At 58.3% G+C, this 22013-nt stretch carries 12 protein-coding genes, 4 tRNA genes and 4 rRNA genes; 11 read left to right on the top strand and 9 right to left on the bottom strand.

Going from position 1 to position 22013, the window contains the following annotated elements; translation table 11 throughout:
• Positions 1–72: 72 nt before the first annotated feature.
• The 8 genes from LAD35_RS21920 to LAD35_RS21955 all read right to left on the bottom strand — a co-directional run bounded on the left by LAD35_RS21920 (position 73) and on the right by LAD35_RS21955 (position 7726).
• The gene (locus tag LAD35_RS21920; RefSeq protein WP_224153047.1) at positions 73–1062 is read right to left on the bottom strand and encodes a glycosyltransferase family 2 protein; all 990 of its coding nucleotides are present in this window, start codon (positions 1060–1062) and stop codon (positions 73–75) included.
• 117 nt (positions 1063–1179) lie between these two features.
• Entirely contained in the window at positions 1180–2148 is a 969-nt protein-coding gene (locus LAD35_RS21925) for a threonine dehydratase (protein WP_224153048.1), read from the bottom strand.
• Between the two features lie 24 nt (positions 2149–2172).
• Positions 2173–2886 carry a VOC family protein gene (locus tag LAD35_RS21930; RefSeq protein WP_224153049.1) on the bottom strand — a complete coding sequence of 238 codons (714 nt, stop codon included), beginning with the start codon at positions 2884–2886 and terminating at the stop codon, positions 2173–2175.
• Between the two features lie 14 nt (positions 2887–2900).
• Entirely contained in the window at positions 2901–3857 is a 957-nt protein-coding gene (locus LAD35_RS21935; protein ID WP_224153050.1) for a PhzF family phenazine biosynthesis protein, read from the bottom strand.
• 22 nt (positions 3858–3879) lie between these two features.
• The gene (locus tag LAD35_RS21940; RefSeq protein WP_224153051.1) at positions 3880–4785 is read right to left on the bottom strand and encodes a PhzF family phenazine biosynthesis protein; all 906 of its coding nucleotides are present in this window, start codon (positions 4783–4785) and stop codon (positions 3880–3882) included.
• 75 nt (positions 4786–4860) lie between these two features.
• Complete coding sequence (locus tag LAD35_RS21945; RefSeq protein ID WP_224153052.1) at positions 4861–5502, bottom strand: glutathione S-transferase family protein; 642 nt, start codon at positions 5500–5502, stop codon at positions 4861–4863.
• A gap of 100 nt (positions 5503–5602) precedes the next feature.
• Entirely contained in the window at positions 5603–6790 is a 1188-nt protein-coding gene (locus LAD35_RS21950) for an aminotransferase-like domain-containing protein (protein WP_224153053.1), read from the bottom strand.
• Between the two features lie 339 nt (positions 6791–7129).
• Positions 7130–7726 carry a LysE family translocator gene (locus LAD35_RS21955; RefSeq protein ID WP_224153225.1) on the bottom strand — a complete coding sequence of 199 codons (597 nt, stop codon included), beginning with the start codon at positions 7724–7726 and terminating at the stop codon, positions 7130–7132.
• Positions 7727–7976: 250 nt separating this feature from the next.
• Between LAD35_RS21955 and LAD35_RS21960 the strand changes: the two genes are divergently transcribed.
• Positions 7977–9449, top strand: coding sequence for an aminotransferase-like domain-containing protein (locus tag LAD35_RS21960; protein WP_224153054.1), 1473 nt, complete (start codon positions 7977–7979; stop codon positions 9447–9449).
• Between the two features lie 248 nt (positions 9450–9697).
• On the top strand, positions 9698–11302 hold the full coding sequence (locus tag LAD35_RS21965) for a hypothetical protein (RefSeq protein WP_224153055.1): 1605 nt from the start codon (positions 9698–9700) through the stop codon (positions 11300–11302).
• Positions 11303–11406: 104 nt separating this feature from the next.
• Here the strand turns inward: LAD35_RS21965 and LAD35_RS21970 are convergent, their stop codons facing one another.
• On the bottom strand, positions 11407–13326 hold the full coding sequence (locus LAD35_RS21970) for an ATP-binding cassette domain-containing protein (protein WP_224153056.1): 1920 nt from the start codon (positions 13324–13326) through the stop codon (positions 11407–11409).
• Positions 13327–13424: 98 nt separating this feature from the next.
• Between LAD35_RS21970 and LAD35_RS21975 the strand changes: the two genes are divergently transcribed.
• The 9 genes from LAD35_RS21975 (at position 13425) to LAD35_RS22015 (ending at position 21884) form a co-directional block, all read left to right on the top strand.
• Positions 13425–13667: a hypothetical protein gene (locus LAD35_RS21975; protein ID WP_224153057.1), complete on the top strand. Its 243-nt coding sequence runs from the start codon at positions 13425–13427 to the stop codon at positions 13665–13667.
• Positions 13668–13879: 212 nt separating this feature from the next.
• Positions 13880–15410: ribosomal RNA gene (locus LAD35_RS21980) — 16S ribosomal RNA — on the top strand.
• Between the two features lie 187 nt (positions 15411–15597).
• Positions 15598–15674: transfer RNA gene (locus LAD35_RS21985), tRNA-Ile, on the top strand.
• Positions 15675–15831: 157 nt separating this feature from the next.
• Positions 15832–15907, top strand: a tRNA-Ala gene (locus tag LAD35_RS21990).
• Positions 15908–16313: 406 nt separating this feature from the next.
• Positions 16314–19188 (top strand): 23S ribosomal RNA (locus tag LAD35_RS21995).
• Positions 19189–19336: 148 nt separating this feature from the next.
• A 5S ribosomal RNA gene (gene rrf, locus LAD35_RS22000) occupies positions 19337–19449 on the top strand.
• Between the two features lie 408 nt (positions 19450–19857).
• Positions 19858–21387, top strand: a 16S ribosomal RNA gene (locus LAD35_RS22005).
• The 16S, 23S and 5S rRNA genes sit together here with 4 tRNA genes alongside, the layout of an rRNA operon.
• A gap of 187 nt (positions 21388–21574) precedes the next feature.
• A tRNA-Ile gene (locus LAD35_RS22010) sits at positions 21575–21651 on the top strand.
• Between the two features lie 157 nt (positions 21652–21808).
• Positions 21809–21884 (top strand) — tRNA-Ala (locus LAD35_RS22015).
• Positions 21885–22013: the final 129 nt, after the last annotated feature.

Below are 22013 nucleotides of genomic sequence, written 5' to 3' on the forward strand. Positions count from 1 at the left end.
TCAAAGATGGAAGAGCGCCAGCAGCTATTGTTTTGATGGCGTGACGCAGGTCAGCGCTTGATCATCGGCAAATCAATGTAGGGTTTCCGTGCCGCGCTGCGAGCTGCTGGGTTCGGCCGCCACATCAAAGGCGATGAATGACAGGCACAGCTGCACGCCCAGAATGAGGGGCAGTGCGCTGAACATGACGGTGCCCGCAGGCGTGACCATGCCCATCGCAAGAGACTTGCCCCACTGGTACAGGCCAAACCCCATTCCCCAGGCGATCAGGCCCAGGCCCAATGGCAGCTCCAGGGATGCGACCGACATGCCGCGCAGGTAGTAGTTGTAGAAAATGCGCTTGAAGAAGTTGCGGATATGGCCCGCAAAGAACTCGCCCAGGATCTGGGTGATCTTGAGGTTGCTGAATTCCGTTTCGTATTTGGCGTCCATGGGCACGTCAACGACGACGGCACGCACGGTGTTCAGCCGGAACAGCATGTCGGTTTCAAAGAAGTAGCTGCGGCTGATCTTGTGCAGCGGCAGCTGGGCCGCCGTGCTGGCCGCGATGGCGGTGTAGCCATTGGTGGGGTCAAAGCTGCTCCAGTATCCCGAGGAGAATTTGGCCATGAAGGACAGCACCGCATTGCCCAAGATGCGGATCTTGGGCATGCGCGATATCTTCTCCAGGTTGTAGAAGCGGTTGCCCTTGGTGTAGTCGGCCCGGCCGCTGACAATGGGCGCCACAAAGCGCGGCAGCAGGCTCGGGTCCATCTGTCCGTCGCCGTCGATCTTGACGATGATGTCAAAGCCATCGTCGATCGCCGCGCGGTAACCGGCCATCACCGCGCCGCCCACGCCCAGGTTCACCTCGTTGAACAGCACGCTCACGCGGGGGTCGCGGTTGTTCTCCTGCACGTAGCGGCCGCTGCCGTCGGGGCAGCAATCGTCGACGACATAGATGCGATCCACCTCGGGGCCGATGGCCTGGATGACCGCAAGAATATGCCGCGTGACCTTGTAGCTGGGAATGACGACAGCGATGGTGGAGGCGGGAGGGGGCGTTGTGGTGGATAGGCTCATGGTGGGTCGCAAGGTCTGTCACTGTGGCGGGCCAGATCCTCGCTGCTGGCGTACTACGCGTCTCTCAAGCGCACGATTGTTGCACAGCTGGGCGCCGCCACCGGCGGCGGCCGGTTGTCACAGGCCCAGCACCTGCGCAAACACCTTCGCATCGACGTTGCCGCCCGTCATGGCGAGGCCCACCGTCTGCCCTGCAATGGCGGCCCGCTCCTGCAGGGCGGCGGCCAGTGCGGCAGCGCCTGCGCCTTCGGCCACATTGTGGGTGCTGGTGAACAGCAGTTGCATGGCATTGGCGATTTCGTCATCGCTCACCGCCACCACGCGATCGAGGTGCTGGCGCAGGATGGCGAGCGCCTGCGGATCGGCGCGGCGCACGGCCATGCCGTCGGCAATCTGTGTGGTGACCGCAGCGTCGACCACTTCGCCGGCGGCGATGGAGTCGCGGTAGGTGGTGGCACCGTTGCTGACCACGCCGACAATGCGCACCGGGTGCTGCAGGGCCAGCTTGGCCGCCACTGCCGCGCAGGCGCCCGAGCCCAGGCCAATGGGCACGTAGGCCGTGTGCATATCGGGCACGGCGCGCAGAAACTCCCACCAGTAGGTGCTGACGCCGCTGACCAGGTCTGCATGGAAGCTGGGCACCATGTGGGCGCCACGTTGCTCCGCCAGCGCGATGGCATGTTCGCGTGCAGCCTGAAAATCATCGCCGTGCTCGATGAGGGTGGCGCCCAGCGCGCGCATGGCGGCGTTCTTTTCGATGGAGTTGCCGTGCGGCACCACAATGGTGCAGCGCACGCCATGGCGGCGCGCAGCCCAGGCGATGCTCTGGCCATGGTTGCCACGGGTGGCGCTGATGACTTCGGCAGGCAGGGTGTTGCGAGCGGCCATCTGCGCAAAATAGGTCAGGCCGCCACGGATCTTGAAGGCGCCCACCGGCGTGTGGTTTTCGTGCTTGAGCCAGCAATGGGCGCCGAGCTTTTCGCTGAGCAGCTGCCAGTGGTATTGCGGCGTGGGCTGAAACTGGTCATAGACCACGCGGGACGCGGCTTCGATATCGGCGAGGCTGGGCAAGGCGGAATGCGGCATGAGAGCTCCTGCGGTCGTTGTCTATCAAGGCGGAGTGGATGCGTTGCTGCGCAGCGTCACCAGCCCCTTGGGTGTCTGCAGGTGTGCGGCCAGAGCAGGCTGGGCACCACCTTGCACCTGTATCGGGGCGTCCACAGGCAGATTCAGCGCCAGCAGTGCGGCGCGCAGTGCGCCTGCCTGCGGGTGCTGCAGCTCCAGGCCCAGCAGCTGCACGCCCTGGTCCTGCATGCTGGCTTCGGGGTGGATGGCGCCCCAGCGGATCAGGGTGGGCAGGCAGCCGTCCAGCAACCGCTGCCCGTCGCTGCGCAAGCCGATCTGCCATTCCAGCAGGCCGCGCGGCGTCTGTCTGCTGGCGGCCTGCGGCGCGCCTGCAGGCAAATCCAATGCGCGCAAGGCCTCGGTGCTGGCGGCGATATCGGGTACGCGTGCCACCCAGTGGATCAACTGCGGTCCATGCTGCGTGACCGACGCGCGCAGCCAGGCGGCATCCATGTCGAACCAGCGTTTGTCAAACGGGGCGGTTGGCGGAACGCCTTCGGGATCAATCGCGATGATTTCGAGGTACGAGGCCACAAACGCATCGCTGCTGGTGCGCAGCAGGCGGTTGTGCGTGCCCATGAAGGCGTGGCGGCCGCCTGCTGCGGGCGTGACGCCCAGCGTGTCTTCGCACCATTGCACGCCTTCCTCCAGCGTGGCGGCCATCACCACCAGATGGTCGAGCTGGGAGATTGTCGACATGGAGGTGGATGAATTCATAGCTGCACCGTGCCGCTGATGCAGGCAGTGACCTGACCGCCAACCCAGACCTGGCCGCCCCCGTCCTGCGTGATGAATACCTGGCCTGCCCGGTCCAGGTTGATGCCCTGGCTGGCGGTGTAGGGCGCTTCGATGTGGTCGTCGGCCAGCAGCCATTGCGCAAGGCTCGCGTTCAGGCTGCCGGTGATGGGGTCTTCGCTCATCGTGGCGCCGGTGTTGAACCACACGCGTACCTCCAGATCCGGGTCAGCGGCAGCGGGGCCGGCAGGTGCACTGCTGGAAAACGCCTGGGCTTCTCGGCTGGCGCGACCAATCAGGGCCCGGCCAGCCTGGGGGTAGCGCGCTGCCACGGCCAGTTCCGTGCCCAGTGCGTGCAGGGCGGCTGCATCAGGCTGCAGCGCAAATACGGTATCGGGTTCATCGACCAGAAGGGCCCAGAACAGCGGGCCGTTGTTCAGCTTTTGCCGGGCAATGACCTGGTCAGCACGCAGGCCGGCAGCCTGCAGCACGGGGGCGAGTTCGGCATCGCTGATGCTGCTGCGCGCAAGTGCAGGCGCTGCAAAGGCCAACTGGCCGCCTGTGCCCAGGTCGGAGCCTGTCGCGTTGGCTTGCGGATTCATCCGCAACGGCACCAGCCCCTTGGCGCATTCCTGCACCACGGTGCCGGGTTTGCGGGGCTTGCCGCCCGCAGCCAGCCAGGCGTAGCAGCTGCCCAGGGTGGGGTGGCCTGCAAAAGGCAACTCGCCGCCTGGCGTGAAGATGCGCACGCGGTAGTCGGCTTCCGCCTGGGTGGGTGGCAGCAGAAAGGTGGTTTCGGACAGGTTGGTCCAGCGAGCAAAGGCCTGCATGGCTTCGTCGCTCAGGCCTTCGCTGTCGAGCACCACGGCCAGCGGATTGCCGCGGTACGCGGTCTCGGAGAACACATCGACCTGCATGAAGGCGCGTGTACGCATGGGAAATCCCTTTCTTGAAGATTCAGAGAACGACCTGGCCCGTCACAACGCTGTGCACCTGGCCTTGCACCCAGATCTGGCCGCCCGCATCGGCGCTATCGGCCACAAGGCGCATGCGGCCTGCACGGCCGATGGCTGCGCCTTGCTGCACGCGGTATGGCAAGGCAATGTGCCCGGCAGCGCTGAGCCATTGGGCCAGGCTGGCGTTCAGGCTGCCGGTGGCGGGGTCTTCGGCAATGCCGTGGGCGGCCAGGGTGATGCCGCGCACTTCCAGTACGGGCTCGGCATTGCTGCCTGCGCTGCTGCCCTGGGGGTGGATGGCGCACAGCCCGGCTTTGACGCCCACCGCGCGCAGCGCAGCCGCGTTGGGCTGGGCGCGTGGCAAGCTATCGATGTGGCGCATCAGCAGGCCCATCCAGCGCGATCCGTTGTCCAGCCACTGGGCGGCGATCAGGTCATCGGCCTGCAGTTGCAGGGCAGCGAGCACCTGCGCCTGCAGGCTGGCGGGCACATCGCTGCGCTGCAGTGGCGGCGCGGCAAATGCCAGGCCTTCTGAGCCCGGGCTACCCGTAGCAGCCACGCGGGCAATGGTGACGAGGCCCTTGGCGCATTCCTGCACCACCACCTGGCTTTGGCGTGGCGTGCCGCCCGCGTCCAGCCAGGCCTGGCAACTGCCCAGCGTGGGATGGCCGGCAAAGGCCAGCTCTCCCGCCGGGGTGAAGATGCGTACACGGTAGTCGGCACCGGCGGCTGCGCCCTCGGCCGTGGGCGGCAGCAGGAAGGTGGTTTCCGACAGGTTGGTCCAGCGAGCAAAATCCAGCATGGCGGCATCGCTGATGCCTTCGCCGTCCAGAACGACGGCCAGGGCATTGCCTTGCAGGGGGTGGTCGGCAAATACATCGAGCTGGGTGAATCGGCGGGGGGGCATGGGAAGGTGTTTTGCTATGAAGATTGAATGCATGGCGCGCACTGGGCGTGCGCTGCTGGCCAATTTTTCTTGAATTTATTCGAGTGTGATATCGAGCACGCCCCGTGTGGCTGGCCGGGCCAGCAGTGCGGCAAACCAGCGTTCCACATGCGGGTAGTGAGGGCGCTGGTAGTCGGCGGCGGGCAGGTTCCACCAGCGGTGCACGTCGCAGGCGGCGGGGATGTCGGCCATGCCGAAATGGTCGCCCTGCAGGTAGGCGTGGGTGGCCAGATGCCGGTCCAGCAGTTGCAGCAACGGCTCCATCGCAGCAATGGACGCAGCAATTTTCTGCGCATCGCGCTGCTCCGGGGACATGCGGATGAGCTGGATGAACGCATCGCGCCCGGCGGGGTTCAAGGTGGTCTGCTGCCAGTCCATCCAGCGCTCGGCATCAAAGCGTTGGGCCAGGGCTGCCGGATACAGTACGCCGGGAGAGTAGCGCGCGCACAGATAACGCACGATCACGTTCGACTCGAACAGGCTCACCCGGAAGGCGCCTTCGCCGTCTTCGATGGCTGGCACCATGGCATTGGGGTTGCGGGCCAGAAACTCGGGCGTATGCGTTCCGCCAAATTTGCCGCCGGTGTCGATGCGCTCGAACGGCACGCCCAGTTCCTGCACAGCCCAGACGACTTTGCGCACATTGATGGAGGAGATGCGGCCCCAGATTTTCAGCATGAGTGGCTTTCGGATGGTGATGAGAGAGGCTTTGCCCAGGCCCTGGGCAAAGCAGTGGCCAGGCCTTTGCAGGGCACCCTGGCCAGATCGGTGCAAGGGCCTATTGCTGCGCCAGGGCGGCGCGCACGGTGTCGGCCAAGGCCTTGATGGCGATGTGAATCTGCTCTTCAGAGGCCGTCACATACGACAGGCGCATGGTGCGGTGGTCCGGGTTGGCTGCGTAGAAGGCGGAGCCGGGAACATAGGCTACGTTGCGCTCCACGGCTGCGGGCAGCATCTTCACGGTGTCCACGCCCTCGGGCATGCGCAGCCACAGGAACATGCCGCCGACGGGCCGGGTCCATTGCACATCGATGCCCGCGAAATGCTCCTCCAGTGCGGCCAGCATGGCATTGCGCTGCTTTTTGTACAGCGCGCGAATGGTGGGCACATGCCGATCCAGGAAACCGTCCTTGATCACCTCTGCCACCATGCGCTGGTTGAAGCTTGGGGTGTGCAGATCGGCGGCCTGCTTGGCCTGCAGCAGCTTGGGGTAGATGGCCTTGGGCGCCACGATGTAGCCCAGGCGCAGGCCCGGAGCCAGCACCTTGGAGAACGAGCCCAGGTACAGGCCGCCGTCCGGGTTGCGTGCGGTCAGCGGCGCGGCGGGCTCCTCGTCGTACCACAGGTCGCCATAGGGGTTGTCTTCCAGAAACGGCACGCCCAGTTCGGCAAGGCGCTCCACCACGGCCTGGCGGCGGGCATCGTCCATCGTGCGGCCCGTGGGATTCTGGAAATTGGGCAACAGGTAGATCAGGCGGGCTTTTTGCGCGCCTGTGCCCACCTTGCGCTCCAGATCGGCAGGGATCACGCCGTGCTCGTCGCTGTCCACGCCCACCACTTCCGGCTGCTGGGGAGAAAAAGCTTGCAAGGCGCCCAGATAGGTGGGTGTTTCCAAGAGCATGCGGCTGCCTTCGTCGAGCATGATCTTGCCGACCAGATCCAGCCCTTGCTGGGAGCCGGTGGTGATCAGCACCTGTTCCGGGCTCACGTCCCAGGGCAGTTGCTGGGCAATGAATTCGCGCAGCGGGGCGTAACCTTCGCTGGCTGCGTACTGCAGCGAAGAAGCGCCGTCTTGCAGCAGCACCTTGTCCGCAGCGTTCTTGAAAGCCTCGATCGGAAAGGTCTTGGGGGAGGGAAGGCCTCCCGCCAGGCTGATGATGCCGGGCTTTTCGGTCACCTTCAGGATCTCGCGGATCACGGAAGGGTTCATGGTGGAGGCACGTTTTGCCAGGGTCCAGTTGTTCATTTTTTTCCTCGTACGGTGCGCCGTCTGCACAACGCATCGCCAGATACATCCAATCAAATACTCAAATGCAGGGCTGTGAAACAGCGGCTTTTGAGGTTGCAATAGGGCGGTTGCCGGGCGTCCGGGAGTGCGCTCGGCGGGCGGCAGCCGCCTGCCAGCTTGTGGCTGGCGTGTTGATCGTCGTCATTGTCCGTCCGATGGCGGAGGCCACATGGACAGCCAAGCGAAGTTCCATCCTGCCAAGGGGCAGCGATGGGAAGGTGCGGGCTGTGGTGTGGAGGGCTGTCGTCATGGGACTGAACGGTGGTGTGAAGCCGGTTGGGGTTGGAATGGGCAGGCTCAGGCCTTGATCATCCAGACTGCAGTCAACACCAGCACCAATGCCATGGTGCGGTTGAACCACAGCAGGCGCTGGCCCTGGGCCAGCCAGGTGCGCAGCAGGGCGCCGACGGATGCATACAGCAAATTGCTGGCAAATGCGTAGAGCAGCATGATGGGCACGACGATAGCCAGGCGCATGAGCTGGTCTTCGAAACCGACAATCCAGCCCGCAACAATGGCCAGGGCCAGCAGCCAGGCCTTGACGTTCACGAACTGCAGGCACACGCCCTGCCAGAAGCCGATCAGGCTGGCGTCCTTGGCTTCGGCGAGCTTGCCGCTGCCGCTCAATTTGTAGGCCAGCCACACCAGGTAGGCAATGCCTACGGCCTTGATGGCGGTCTTCATCACAGGTGCCGCCATCACCAAGGTACCGACCCCACTGGCGCACAACAGCAGCAATGCGCACCAGCCCACCGGAACGCCCCACACAAAGCGCATGGCGGGCCTGAGCCCCCAGTTGGCGCCCATGGCGGCTGCCATGGTGGTATTGGGGCCGGGCGTAAAGCTCATCGCCGTAGCCAATACGAGAAAGGCGGTGAAATCGACAATGGTCATGGTGGTGGTCATCTTGTGGTCGTACAGGTGAGCGGATTCGTCATTCTGGCAAGAGACGCACCAGCGCGGCATCGCTGCCGTGACAGGGTGGCAAGCCTGCCACGCCTGAGGTCGTAAACACGTTCTGAGGGGGCGAAAGGCGATTGCCGCTCGCTGTACTTGCGATTACTATAGAGGTGAGACCAATACAGTGCCAATACAGATGTACTGCCAAGCGCGCAAACTGTATCGGTGCCAACGCTGATACACCATGCTGACCCGCGATGCCACCCACACGTTGACCGAACAATTGGCTGCCCGTTTTGCCGAGCGCATCCGTTCGCGGCTGCTGCCCGCAGGTACCCGCTTGCCGTCGGTGCGCGCCTGTGCCGTCCAGCAGGGTGTGAGTCACCATACGGTGGTGGCCGCCTACGATCTGCTGCAGGCGCAGGGCTTGATTGAATCGCGTCGCCAGCGCGGTTTTTATGTTCGCGACTATGTAGAAAAATCGACGCAATCGCGTGCAGGAAAAGCGCAAGCTGCTATCAAAAGCAGAACATTGAAGGATGCCGTTTCGCTCTCCTTGCCTGCTGCATCGGCGCGTATCAATGCCACCTCGCTCATTCGCGGCATGATGCACAAGGCCACGCACCCGCAGCCTGGGGCGGGCATGCTTCCACCCGATTGGCTGCAGAACCAGTTTCTGCAATCGGCATTGCGCAAAGTGGTGGGCCTGGAAGAGTTGCGCACCATGTCCTGGGGCTATGGCGTGCCCATGGGCGACGAGATGCTGCGCGGCCTGCTGGCCGACAGGCTCAAAACCCTGGGCCTGCCGGTCAGTGCCGACCAGGTGATGACCACCGTGGGCGCGACGCAGGCGCTGGACATTGTCAGCCGCACGCTTCTCAAAGCGGGCGACGCGGTGATGGTGGAGGAGCCGGGCTGGTCTGTGGAGTTTGCCCGCCTGGCGGCACTGGGCATGCAGGTGCTGCCCGTACCGCGTGGCGCGGATGGTCCCGATCTGGCCACAATGCGCCGCTACTGCGAAACCCATGCGCCCAAACTCTATGTGAGTGTGAGCGTATTGCACAACCCCACCAGCTACAGCCTGCACCCGGCAGCAGCGCACCATGTGTTGCAACTGGCCAAGGAGTTCGGCTTTTATGTGGTGGAAGACGATACCTACAGCCATATCGCACCCGAGCATGCCACGCGCCTGTCGGTGCTCGACGGCTTGCAGCGCACCATCTATATCAGCGGCTTTGCCAAGATTCTTGCGCCCAACTGGCGCGTTGGCTATATGGCTGCACCGCCCGATATGGTGGACCGGATGCTCGACACCAAGCTGCTGTCCACACTCACGAGTCCAGCCATCATGGAACGTGCCATGGCTCTGTGTATCGAAAACGGCCAACTGCGTCGTCACATCGAGCGGGTACGCTCCCGCCTCATCCAGGCCAGAAAGCACAGCGTGCAACTGGCACAGCAGGCGGGCTGCCAGTTTGTGACCGAACCGGCCGGTATGTTTGGCTGGGTCGACACCGGCATGGACACCGAAGTGCTGGCCCAGCGCATGCTGGACGAAAACTACCTCATCGCTCCCGGCACCCTGTTCTATGCGAGTCGCCAGCCTTCCACGCTCATGCGCATCAACTACGCCTGTACGCAGGATGTGACGTTCTGGAATATCTACCAAAGGGTGCGGACGGAATTTCCGCAGGCAGATGGCGCACCCATGGCCTGACTATCCCGGGCAAACCAACTGCTATCGAAACTGAAGTTGTGGAGCGCTTTCAGCGTTTGCTGGAGAGACATTGGCCATTTATCGATATTCTCCCGATAAGATAGAGAAAAATGATTAGAAAACCTACCGAGCAGGCAATCCATGGGTGGGTGAGGCGAGTTCTGTTTGCTATGGTTTTTAATTGTCTGGCGCGCTCCATTGGGGGCGGATGATCGATTTTTATTGAATAAACAAAAAAGGGGATTCTCATGAAAGCACGCCGCGCATTGCAAGCGCTATGTATCGCAGCCAGTGTGCTGGGCGCCATGCCCAGTCAGGCGGCTCGCAGTTTTACCCCGCAGCCGGGCACCTGGGTGGTGACGAGTGAGCTCAATGGCAAACCGGGGCGCGGTCTTGCGATCGATGTACAGGGCAATGCATTTCTGATGCAGGTTTTTGCATACGAGGCGTCGGGTGCTGCAACCTTCTACACGGCAATGGGCACTCTCGATGGAGGTGTAGTGGCGGCACCGCTGATCCGTTACGTGGGAGGGCGCTCATTTGGTGGTGAGCCTCGTTCTGCGGAGTTGCGCGAATCACTGGGGAATGTGGTGCTGCGCTTCACCGATGGGCTGCATGGTGTGGTGCAGTTTCCAGGCGAGCCAGAACTGGCCATTCAGCGATTCACCGTGATGAGCACGGAGTTCGAGACCCAGTATGTGAGGGCTGCAACCATCTCGCCGCGCAGTTTTCGGATGGTGGGGCTGGACGGCAACGGACAGCCAGCCATGGCCTGGGATGCGCAGCTCGTCAGCGGCACCGGCGCTGGAATTCAGCGCCAATTGCTGTTGAAGCAAACGACTGCCGGGGCCAATGCGCCTCAGCAGAAGCTGGCCTGCTCACGGCGCGAGGGAATGGATGCCTATGACTGCAAGGCGCAAGAGCCGGCTGCAGCGGTTTCTTCGGACTCGCGTGTGAGCCAGGCTTCCTTGCGCTTCTCGGGGCCGGATGTGCAGGGCGTTGTGGAGGCAACTGGCGCCGTGGGTGGGCGCTTTGGGGTGCAAGGCGAGATGATGGCGGGTGGCACCATCAGTGCATGGGGCGATTGCTCGGAAGGCGCCTACACCTATATGCAAGATATATCGTGCTACTCAGGCGATGTTCAGATTCCTTCCAATGGCACGTGGATGGTGACGGATGAAATCAATGGAAAGCCCGGGCGAGGAATCGCCGTCGATATTCAGAACGGGCTGGCGATTGCGCAGATATTCAACTATCTGGGCAATGGTGGCGCAACCTTCCACATGGGAAGCGGTGCGTACTCGGAGCAGGAAACCCGGTTGGCCCTGCAGCGTTACGAAGGTGGGCGTGCCATTGGTGGGGCCATGCAGTCCGCTGTTCCGGTTAACAGCCCGGGTGGGATGACGCTGGGGTTCTACCGCCTGGATGACCGCACCAAACGCGGTCTGCGTACAGAAGGAGTGGTTCAATTCCCTGAAGAAAAACAGAAAAGCACCATTCGCCTGGTGCTGGAAGACCAGTCCACCCTCGCACGCAGGCTCAGTGGCCAATGGCTGATGAACTTTCAGCCTCCTGGCGGGCAAGCGGGTATGGGTATGCCAACGGCCCGGGTGGTTACCTTTAATCAAGACAAGGGCGATGTGGTGGCAAGCGTCGACGGGGCTGTGCAGTGCCGATCGGTGCAAAACATTGCGGCCTCTGCCGAAGTCATTTGTGACTGGCATGCCGATGCAGGCAAGGGGGCCGTATTGGGTAGCGCACATTTTGTACTGCAACCCAACAACCGCACCACATCTGCCATGCGCATCCGGGATCAGCACGGCAATCTGACAGGGCTGGGCGCGTGGGAGTGAGGCTGGCAGCCGGTAGTCGCATGGCGCCCTTGTGATGACTATAGAAAGCAAAAGGCACACCAGCGCTCCGTTGGTGTGCCTTTTGTTGTTGTGGCCGTGGAGTTTTAGCCTGCCAACTCTTCCCAGCGCATCAGCGCTTCCAGCAGCTCCTCTTCAATCACCGCATCGCGCTGCTGCAGGCTGACGGCGCGCTCATAGTCGCTGTTGTAGAGTGAGCCGTCGGCCAGCTCCGCCTGAATCGCTTTCTGCTCGGTTTCCAGTGCCGCGATGCGGGCAGGCAACTGATCGAGTTCGCGCTGGTCCTTGTAACTGAGCTTGCGCTTGGGCTGGGCAACTGGCGCGGCGGCGGAAGTCGTGGTCGGTGCAGGTGCTGCAGTCTTGGCCTCTTTTGCTTCTTTGGCGGCTTTGCTGGCCTGGGCATTGGCTTGCTGCTCTGCAATCTCGCGTGAGCGGCGAGACTGGATCAGCCAGTCCTGTACCGAGCCTTCATATTCGCGCCAATGGCCGTCACCCTCTGCGGCGATGATGCTGGTGACCACATTGTCGAGAAAGGTGCGATCGTGGCTGACGAGAAACACCGTACCGTCATACTGCTGCAGCAGCTCTTCCAGCAGATCAAGCGTGTCGATATCGAGGTCGTTGGTTGGCTCGTCCAGCACCAGGACATTGGCCGGCCGTGCAAACAGCCGGGCCAGCAGCAGGCGGTTGCGCTCGCCGCCCGAGAGTGAGCGCACCGGCGAATTGGCTCTGGCTGGCGAGAAAAGAAAATCGCCCAGATAGCTCTTCACATGCTTGCGCTGGTTGCCGATCTCGATCCATTCGCTGCCGGGGCTGATGAAGTCTTCCAGCGTTGCATCCAGATTGATGGCATCGCGCATCTGGTCAAAATACGCCACCTGCAGATTGGCGCCTTGGCGGATGCTGCCGCTATCGGGAGCCAGCTCGCCCAAAATCATCTTCAGCAAAGTGGTTTTGCCCGCGCCATTGGGGCCGATCAGGCCAACCTTGTCGCCGCGCAGCACTGTGGTGCTGAAATTGCGCACAATCTGCCTGTTGCCAAAGGCTTTGCTCACATTCGTCAACTCTGCAACGATCTTGCCCTGGTAGCCATTGCCCATCCCTGAAGCAATATCCATCTTCACACTACCCAGGGCTTCCCTGCGCGATTCGCGGTTGGCGCGCAACGCCTTTAAACGTTCGATACGGCTCTGGCTGCGTGTGCGGCGAGCCTCCACACCTTTGCGGATCCAGACCTCTTCCTGGGCCAGCAGTTTGTCGGCTTTGGCGTTGATGACGGCCTCCTGCGTCAACTGCTCTTCTTTTTGAAGCAAGTACTGCGCAAAATTGCCTGGATAGCTGCGCAACTCACCGCGGTCCAGTTCCACAATGCGTGTGGCGATTGCGTCCAGAAAGGCGCGGTCGTGGGTAATGGTGACCACGCTGCCCTTGAACTCCTTGAGCAGGTCTTCCAGCCAGGCGATCGAATCCAGATCCAGGTGGTTGGTGGGTTCATCGAGAAACAGCACATCGGGCCGGGCCACCAACGCCTGGGCGAGGGCCACGCGCTTCTTGACCCCGCCAGACAGCGTGCCCACGACCGCCTGACCATCCAGGTGCAGGCGCTGCAGGGTCTCCTCCACCCGCTGCTCCCAGTTCCAGGCGTCATACGCTTCAATTTGCGATTGCAGCGCATCCAGGTCTTCGCCTTCGGCGGCGGCAAAGTAGCGATCGCGAATGGCTGTGATCGCAGCCAGACCGTCGGAAGCGGCCTGGAAGATCGTGTGTGCGAGATTCAGATCGGGCTCCTGCGCCACATAGGCAATCCGTACGCCGTTCTGCACCTGCAGAGTGCCATCATCGGCCTTCTCCATGCCGGCAAGAATCTTCAGCAATGAAGACTTGCCCGCGCCATTGCGGCCAATCAATCCAACGCGTTCCTGCGATTCCAGCGAAAAATCTGCGTGGTCCAGCAAAGCAACATGGCCAAAGGCCAGCTGCGCATCTAATAAGGTAATCAATGCCATGTTGGCTCTATTATCTGGTGCGCGGGGCGCTGGCTCGGAATGAGGGAGATCAAGAGACGCCGCCATGCCAAGTGCGGCAATGCTGTCATGACCGTGTCATGTTCGACGGATCCAATAAAAAATTTCCTCCAACCTCACCAACGCATGGTGGAAACCCTATACAATACGGTTCATCGACAGCACAACGCCTTGCGAAGCTGCCAGACTCGAAAGAGCGCGGTTCGCGAGGTTTGTTTTTGGTGGTGGCGACAAGTTGGGTGGCGGATGATTTCTTTCGCAACTTCTTCTGGTTGTCAAAACCTGTGCTACAATACAAGGCTTCGCTGATTGCAGCGAGTTGATCCAAGAGGGCTGGTGATATCGAGAGATGGTCACTGGCTGGGTTGGATGGGTCTTTAAAAATTAACAGCCGATAAGCGTGGGCGTTTGGTGGCGATTGCCATATGTTCTTCGGAGCAAAACAAGCGCTCACTATAAACAGTAATGAAGAAGGCTTAGGCCTTCTTGATACCGTCAAGTGAGTGAGTAGTCGAGAGACTTTAAATTCAAGATCGAACTATAGAGTTTGATCCTGGCTCAGATTGAACGCTGGCGGCATGCTTTACACATGCAAGTCGAACGGCAGCATGGGCTTCGGCCTGATGGCGAGTGGCGAACGGGTGAGTAATACATCGGAACGTGCCTGGTAGTGGGGGATAACTACTCGAAAGAGTAGCTAATACCGCATGAGATCTAAGGATGAAAGCAGGGGACCTTCGGGCCTTGCGCTACTAGAGCGGCCGATGGCAGATTAGGTAGTTGGTGGGATAAAAGCTTACCAAGCCGACGATCTGTAGCTGGTCTGAGAGGACGACCAGCCACACTGGGACTGAGACACGGCCCAGACTCCTACGGGAGGCAGCAGTGGGGAATTTTGGACAATGGGCGCAAGCCTGATCCAGCAATGCCGCGTGCAGGATGAAGGCCTTCGGGTTGTAAACTGCTTTTGTACGGAACGAAAAGCTTCTGGTTAATACCTGGGAGTCATGACGGTACCGTAAGAATAAGCACCGGCTAACTACGTGCCAGCAGCCGCGGTAATACGTAGGGTGCGAGCGTTAATCGGAATTACTGGGCGTAAAGCGTGCGCAGGCGGTTATGTAAGACAGAGGTGAAATCCCCGGGCTCAACCTGGGAACTGCCTTTGTGACTGCATGGCTAGAGTGCGGCAGAGGGGGATGGAATTCCGCGTGTAGCAGTGAAATGCGTAGATATGCGGAGGAACACCGATGGCGAAGGCAATCCCCTGGGCCTGCACTGACGCTCATGCACGAAAGCGTGGGGAGCAAACAGGATTAGATACCCTGGTAGTCCACGCCCTAAACGATGTCAACTGGTTGTTGGGAATTAACTTTCTCAGTAACGAAGCTAACGCGTGAAGTTGACCGCCTGGGGAGTACGGCCGCAAGGTTGAAACTCAAAGGAATTGACGGGGACCCGCACAAGCGGTGGATGATGTGGTTTAATTCGATGCAACGCGAAAAACCTTACCCACCTTTGACATGGCAGGAACTTTCCAGAGATGGATTGGTGCTCGAAAGAGAACCTGCACACAGGTGCTGCATGGCTGTCGTCAGCTCGTGTCGTGAGATGTTGGGTTAAGTCCCGCAACGAGCGCAACCCTTGCCATTAGTTGCTACGAAAGGGCACTCTAATGGGACTGCCGGTGACAAACCGGAGGAAGGTGGGGATGACGTCAAGTCCTCATGGCCCTTATAGGTGGGGCTACACACGTCATACAATGGCTGGTACAAAGGGTTGCCAACCCGCGAGGGGGAGCTAATCCCATAAAGCCAGTCGTAGTCCGGATCGCAGTCTGCAACTCGACTGCGTGAAGTCGGAATCGCTAGTAATCGTGGATCAGAATGTCACGGTGAATACGTTCCCGGGTCTTGTACACACCGCCCGTCACACCATGGGAGCGGGTCTCGCCAGAAGTAGGTAGCCTAACCGCAAGGAGGGCGCTTACCACGGCGGGGTTCGTGACTGGGGTGAAGTCGTAACAAGGTAGCCGTATCGGAAGGTGCGGCTGGATCACCTCCTTTCTGGAAAACAGCTTCGCTGTTTCGGTGGATGCTCACTTTGTGCAAACAAAGTGAAGTGCCATCGGCACGGCAGGAGCCAAAAAAGCAATCAAGATTGAACGCCCACACTTATCGGTTGTTGGAACACAAGCCAAGGCTTTGTAGAGACTGAGTCACACAAGACGCAGTAGCTACTAGGCATTGGAATGGGTCTGTAGCTCAGCTGGTTAGAGCACTGTGTTGATAACGCAGGGGTCGTTGGTTCGAGCCCAACTAGACCCACCAAAAGCTTCCAACGGATTAGAGGTTGAGCTTATGCCGCTTTGGTTGATCAGTGAAATGCTGATTGACTAGAGCCAAGCAGTGCGAGGCGTCTGATGCGAAGCACACTGATGTGTGTGAGCAGCAGGCAACGAAGCAATGCGCAGGCTATAGGCAATCAGGGGGATTAGCTCAGCTGGGAGAGCACCTGCTTTGCAAGCAGGGGGTCGTCGGTTCGATCCCGTCATCCTCCACCAATACCTGGTTGTCAAAACTAGCGTCCGATAGACACTTATCACTCAACACCAAAGCGGTTTCGCAAGAGACTGTTTTGTTGTTGATACCGGATTCCCGGATCAAGCGGCTGTTCTTTAAAAATTCATAGAGTCGAAATCAGCGTTGCTGGTGGAAACTGCACATTCGTAAAGGTTTAGTGCAGACCGTGCCACCAGCAACAATTTGATTGCGTCAAAACGAATGAAACTTTGCGATGAGCAATTTTTATTCAGTAATGACGAATATTCTTCAAGAATGTGGATCTGGGAGACCAGGTCTACGGCAAAGATATTCACATTACGGCATAACGCGCGAGGTGAGAGACCTCGCAAAGCAGTTGCTTGAGAGTGTAGCGATGTTCTCTAGAGATAGAGGTCAAAGTTATAGGGTCAAGTGACTAAGAGCATGTGGTGGATGCCTTGGCGATGATAGGCGACGAAAGACGTGATAGCCTGCGAAAAGCTTCGGGGAGCTGGCAAATAAGCATTGATCCGGAGGTATCTGAATGGGGGAACCCACCTAGCAATAGGTATCACTGAGTGAATACATAGCTCAGTGAAGCGAACCTGGAGAACTGAAACATCTAAGTACCCAGAGGAAAAGACATCAACCGAGATTCCGATAGTAGTGGCGAGCGAATTCGGAGAAGCCTTGCAGTGATAGTCAGTGTGTTAACAAAACGGAATGGAAAGTCCGGCCATAGTGGGTGATAGCCCCGTATGTGAAAACGCATTGGTGGTACTAGGCTGCAGACAAGTAGGGCGGGGCACGAGAAACCCTGTCTGAACATGGGGGACCATCCTCCAAGGCTAAATACTCATCATCGACCGATAGTGAACAAGTACCGTGAGGGAAAGGCGAAAAGAACCCCGGGAGGGGAGTGAAATAGATCCTGAAACCGCATGCTTACAAAAAGTCGGAGCCCTTAGGGGTGACGGCGTACCTTTTGTATAATGGGTCAGCGACTTACATTCAGTGGCAAGCTTAACCGAATAGGGAAGGCGTAGAGAAATCGAGTCCGAATAGGGCGACAAGTCGCTGGGTGTAGACCCGAAACCAAGTGATCTATCCATGGCCAGGATGAAGGTGCCGTAACAGGTACTGGAGGTCCGAACCCACTAGTGTTGCAAAACTAGGGGATGAGCTGTGGATAGGGGTGAAAGGCTAAACAAACTTGGAAATAGCTGGTTCTCTCCGAAAACTATTTAGGTAGTGCCTCAAGTATTACCTGCGGGGTAGAGCACTGTTTAGGCTAGGGGGTCATGGCGACTTACCAAACCTATGCAAACTCCGAATACCGCAGAGTACAGCTTGGGAGACAGAGCACCGGGTGCTAACGTCCGGACTCAAGAGGGAAACAACCCAGACCGCCAGCTAAGGTCCCTAAAACGGGCTAAGTGGGAAACGAAGTGGGAAGGCTAAAACAGTCAGGATGTTGGCTTAGAAGCAGCCATCATTTAAAGAAAGCGTAATAGCTCACTGATCGAGTCGTCCTGCGCGGAAGATGTAACGGGGCTAAGCCAGTTACCGAAGCTGCGGATGTGCAATTTATTGCACGTGGTAGGAGAGCGTTCTGTAAGCCTGAGAAGGTGTCTGGTAACGGATGCTGGAGGTATCAGAAGTGCGAATGCTGACATGAGTAGCGTTAAAGCGGGTGAAAAGCCCGCTCGCCGTAAGCGCAAGGTTTTCTACGCAACGTTCATCGGCGTAGAGTGAGTCGGCCCCTAAGGTGAGGCAGAGATGCGTAACTGATGGGAAACAGGTCAATATTCCTGTACCGATGTGTAGTGCGATGTGGGGACGAAGAAGGTTAGCTCAGCCAACTGTTGGATATGTTGGTTCAAGCCTGTAGTCGTGCTCGGTAGGCAAATCCGCCGGGCTAAGATGAGGGGTGATAACGGGTCTGCTTGCAGACGAAGTGAGTGATACCCAGCTTCCAGGAAAAGCCACTAAGCTTCAGCTACACACGACCGTACCGCAAACCGACACTGGTGCGCGAGATGAGTATTCTAAGGCGCTTGAGAGAACTCAGGAGAAGGAACTCGGCAAATTGACACCGTAACTTCGGGAGAAGGTGTGCCGCAAGTAGGTGAAGTTGAACAAATGGAGCCCAAAGCGGTTGCAAAGAATAGGTGGCTGCGACTGTTTAATAAAAACACAGCACTCTGCAAACACGAAAGTGGACGTATAGGGTGTGACGCCTGCCCGGTGCTGGAAGATTAAATGATGGGGTGCAAGCTCTTGATTGAAGTCCCAGTAAACGGCGGCCGTAACTATAACGGTCCTAAGGTAGCGAAATTCCTTGTCGGGTAAGTTCCGACCTGCACGAATGGCGTAACGATGGCCACACTGTCTCCTCCTGAGACTCAGCGAAGTTGAAATGTTTGTGATGATGCAATCTCCCCGCGGAAAGACGGAAAGACCCCATGAACCTTTACTGTAGCTTTGTATTGGACTTTGAACAGATCTGTGTAGGATAGGTGGGAGGCTTTGAAGGGTGGATGCTAGTTCACCTGGAGCCGACGTTGAAATACCACCCTGGTGTGTTTGAGGTTCTAACCTTGGTCCATGATCTGGATCGGGGACAGTGCATGGTAGGCAGTTTGACTGGGGCGGTCTCCTCCCAAAGCGTAACGGAGGAGTTCGAAGGTACGCTAGTTACGGTCGGACATCGTGACGATAGTGCAATGGCATAAGCGTGCTTAACTGCGAGACTGACAAGTCGAGCAGATGCGAAAGCAGGACATAGTGATCCGGTGGTTCTGTATGGAAGGGCCATCGCTCAACGGATAAAAGGTACTCTGGGGATAACAGGCTGATACCGCCCAAGAGTTCATATCGACGGCGGTGTTTGGCACCTCGATGTCGGCTCATCTCATCCTGGGGCTGTAGTCGGTCCCAAGGGTATGGCTGTTCGCCATTTAAAGAGGTACGTGAGCTGGGTTTAAAACGTCGTGAGACAGTTTGGTCCCTATCTTCCGTGGGCGCTGCAGATTTGAGAGAGCCTGCTCCTAGTACGAGAGGACCGGAGTGGACACACCTCTGGTGTATCGGTTGTCACGCCAGTGGCATTGCCGAGTAGCTAAGTGTGGAAGAGATAACCGCTGAAAGCATCTAAGCGGGAAACTCGTCTCAAGATGAGATCTGCCGGGGGCTTGACCCCCTAAAGAGTCGTTCTAGACCAGGACGTTGATAGGTTGGGTGTGGAAGCGCAGCAATGCGTTAAGCTAACCAATACTAATTGCTCGTGCGGCTTGACCCTATAACTTTGATGATCCCTCCCTTAGATGGGATGCATGCAAAGACACTGCAACTGCAGTTATGCCCAAAGCGCAATCAAATTTAGCTGATAAGACTCTATGAATTCGCTGCGCTGCCTAACAAACCTGGCAGCAAAGCAAAAAGTTATGCCTGATGACCATAGCAAGTTGGTACCACTCCTTCCCATCCCGAACAGGACAGTGAAACGACTTCGCGCCGATGATAGTGCGGATTCCCGTGTGAAAGTAGGTCATCGTCAGGCTTTTATTCTGAGAACGTCCAGCAACTAGCTGGACGTTTTCTTCTCTGCTCTTAAGAGGGTGGTGCGCTAGGTTTGAAGCTAGCGAGCTGCTAGGCGGCCGTGGTGCTGGCTCAAGAGTTGAGAAGAAAGCGTGAAAACGTTTGAGAGCACAAAACCTGTGCTACAATACAAGGCTTCGCTGATTGCAGCGAGTTGATCCAAGAGGGCTGGTGATATCGAGAGATGGTCGCTGGCTGGGTTGGATGGGTCTTTAAAAATTAACAGCCGATAAGCGTGGGCGTTTGGTGGCGATTGCCATATGTTCTTCGGAGCAAAACAAGCGCTCACTATAAACAGTAATGAAGAAGGCTTAGGCCTTCTTGATACCGTCAAGTGAGTGAGTAGTCGAGAGACTTTAAATTCAAGATCGAACTATAGAGTTTGATCCTGGCTCAGATTGAACGCTGGCGGCATGCTTTACACATGCAAGTCGAACGGCAGCATGGGCTTCGGCCTGATGGCGAGTGGCGAACGGGTGAGTAATACATCGGAACGTGCCTGGTAGTGGGGGATAACTACTCGAAAGAGTAGCTAATACCGCATGAGATCTAAGGATGAAAGCAGGGGACCTTCGGGCCTTGCGCTACTAGAGCGGCCGATGGCAGATTAGGTAGTTGGTGGGATAAAAGCTTACCAAGCCGACGATCTGTAGCTGGTCTGAGAGGACGACCAGCCACACTGGGACTGAGACACGGCCCAGACTCCTACGGGAGGCAGCAGTGGGGAATTTTGGACAATGGGCGCAAGCCTGATCCAGCAATGCCGCGTGCAGGATGAAGGCCTTCGGGTTGTAAACTGCTTTTGTACGGAACGAAAAGCTTCTGGTTAATACCTGGGAGTCATGACGGTACCGTAAGAATAAGCACCGGCTAACTACGTGCCAGCAGCCGCGGTAATACGTAGGGTGCGAGCGTTAATCGGAATTACTGGGCGTAAAGCGTGCGCAGGCGGTTATGTAAGACAGAGGTGAAATCCCCGGGCTCAACCTGGGAACTGCCTTTGTGACTGCATGGCTAGAGTGCGGCAGAGGGGATGGAATTCCGCGTGTAGCAGTGAAATGCGTAGATATGCGGAGGAACACCGATGGCGAAGGCAATCCCCTGGGCCTGCACTGACGCTCATGCACGAAAGCGTGGGGAGCAAACAGGATTAGATACCCTGGTAGTCCACGCCCTAAACGATGTCAACTGGTTGTTGGGAATTAACTTTCTCAGTAACGAAGCTAACGCGTGAAGTTGACCGCCTGGGGAGTACGGCCGCAAGGTTGAAACTCAAAGGAATTGACGGGGACCCGCACAAGCGGTGGATGATGTGGTTTAATTCGATGCAACGCGAAAAACCTTACCCACCTTTGACATGGCAGGAACTTTCCAGAGATGGATTGGTGCTCGAAAGAGAACCTGCACACAGGTGCTGCATGGCTGTCGTCAGCTCGTGTCGTGAGATGTTGGGTTAAGTCCCGCAACGAGCGCAACCCTTGCCATTAGTTGCTACGAAAGGGCACTCTAATGGGACTGCCGGTGACAAACCGGAGGAAGGTGGGGATGACGTCAAGTCCTCATGGCCCTTATAGGTGGGGCTACACACGTCATACAATGGCTGGTACAAAGGGTTGCCAACCCGCGAGGGGGAGCTAATCCCATAAAGCCAGTCGTAGTCCGGATCGCAGTCTGCAACTCGACTGCGTGAAGTCGGAATCGCTAGTAATCGTGGATCAGAATGTCACGGTGAATACGTTCCCGGGTCTTGTACACACCGCCCGTCACACCATGGGAGCGGGTCTCGCCAGAAGTAGGTAGCCTAACCGCAAGGAGGGCGCTTACCACGGCGGGGTTCGTGACTGGGGTGAAGTCGTAACAAGGTAGCCGTATCGGAAGGTGCGGCTGGATCACCTCCTTTCTGGAAAACAGCTTCGCTGTTTCGGTGGATGCTCACTTTGTGCAAACAAAGTGAAGTGCCATCGGCACGGCAGGAGCCAAAAAAGCAATCAAGATTGAACGCCCACACTTATCGGTTGTTGGAACACAAGCCAAGGCTTTGTAGAGACTGAGTCACACAAGACGCAGTAGCTACTAGGCATTGGAATGGGTCTGTAGCTCAGCTGGTTAGAGCACTGTGTTGATAACGCAGGGGTCGTTGGTTCGAGCCCAACTAGACCCACCAAAAGCTTCCAACGGATTAGAGGTTGAGCTTATGCCGCTTTGGTTGATCAGTGAAATGCTGATTGACTAGAGCCAAGCAGTGCGAGGCGTCTGATGCGAAGCACACTGATGTGTGTGAGCAGCAGGCAACGAAGCAATGCGCAGGCTATAGGCAATCAGGGGGATTAGCTCAGCTGGGAGAGCACCTGCTTTGCAAGCAGGGGGTCGTCGGTTCGATCCCGTCATCCTCCACCAATACCTGGTTGTCAAAACTAGCGTCCGATAGACACTTATCACTCAACACCAAAGCGGTTTCGCAAGAGACTGTTTTGTTGTTGATACCGGATTCCCGGATCAAGCGGCTGTTCTTTAAAAATTCATAGA

The sequence above is a fragment of the Comamonas odontotermitis genome (assembly GCF_020080045.1).
GTDB classification, from domain to species: domain Bacteria; phylum Pseudomonadota; class Gammaproteobacteria; order Burkholderiales; family Burkholderiaceae_C; genus Comamonas; species Comamonas odontotermitis.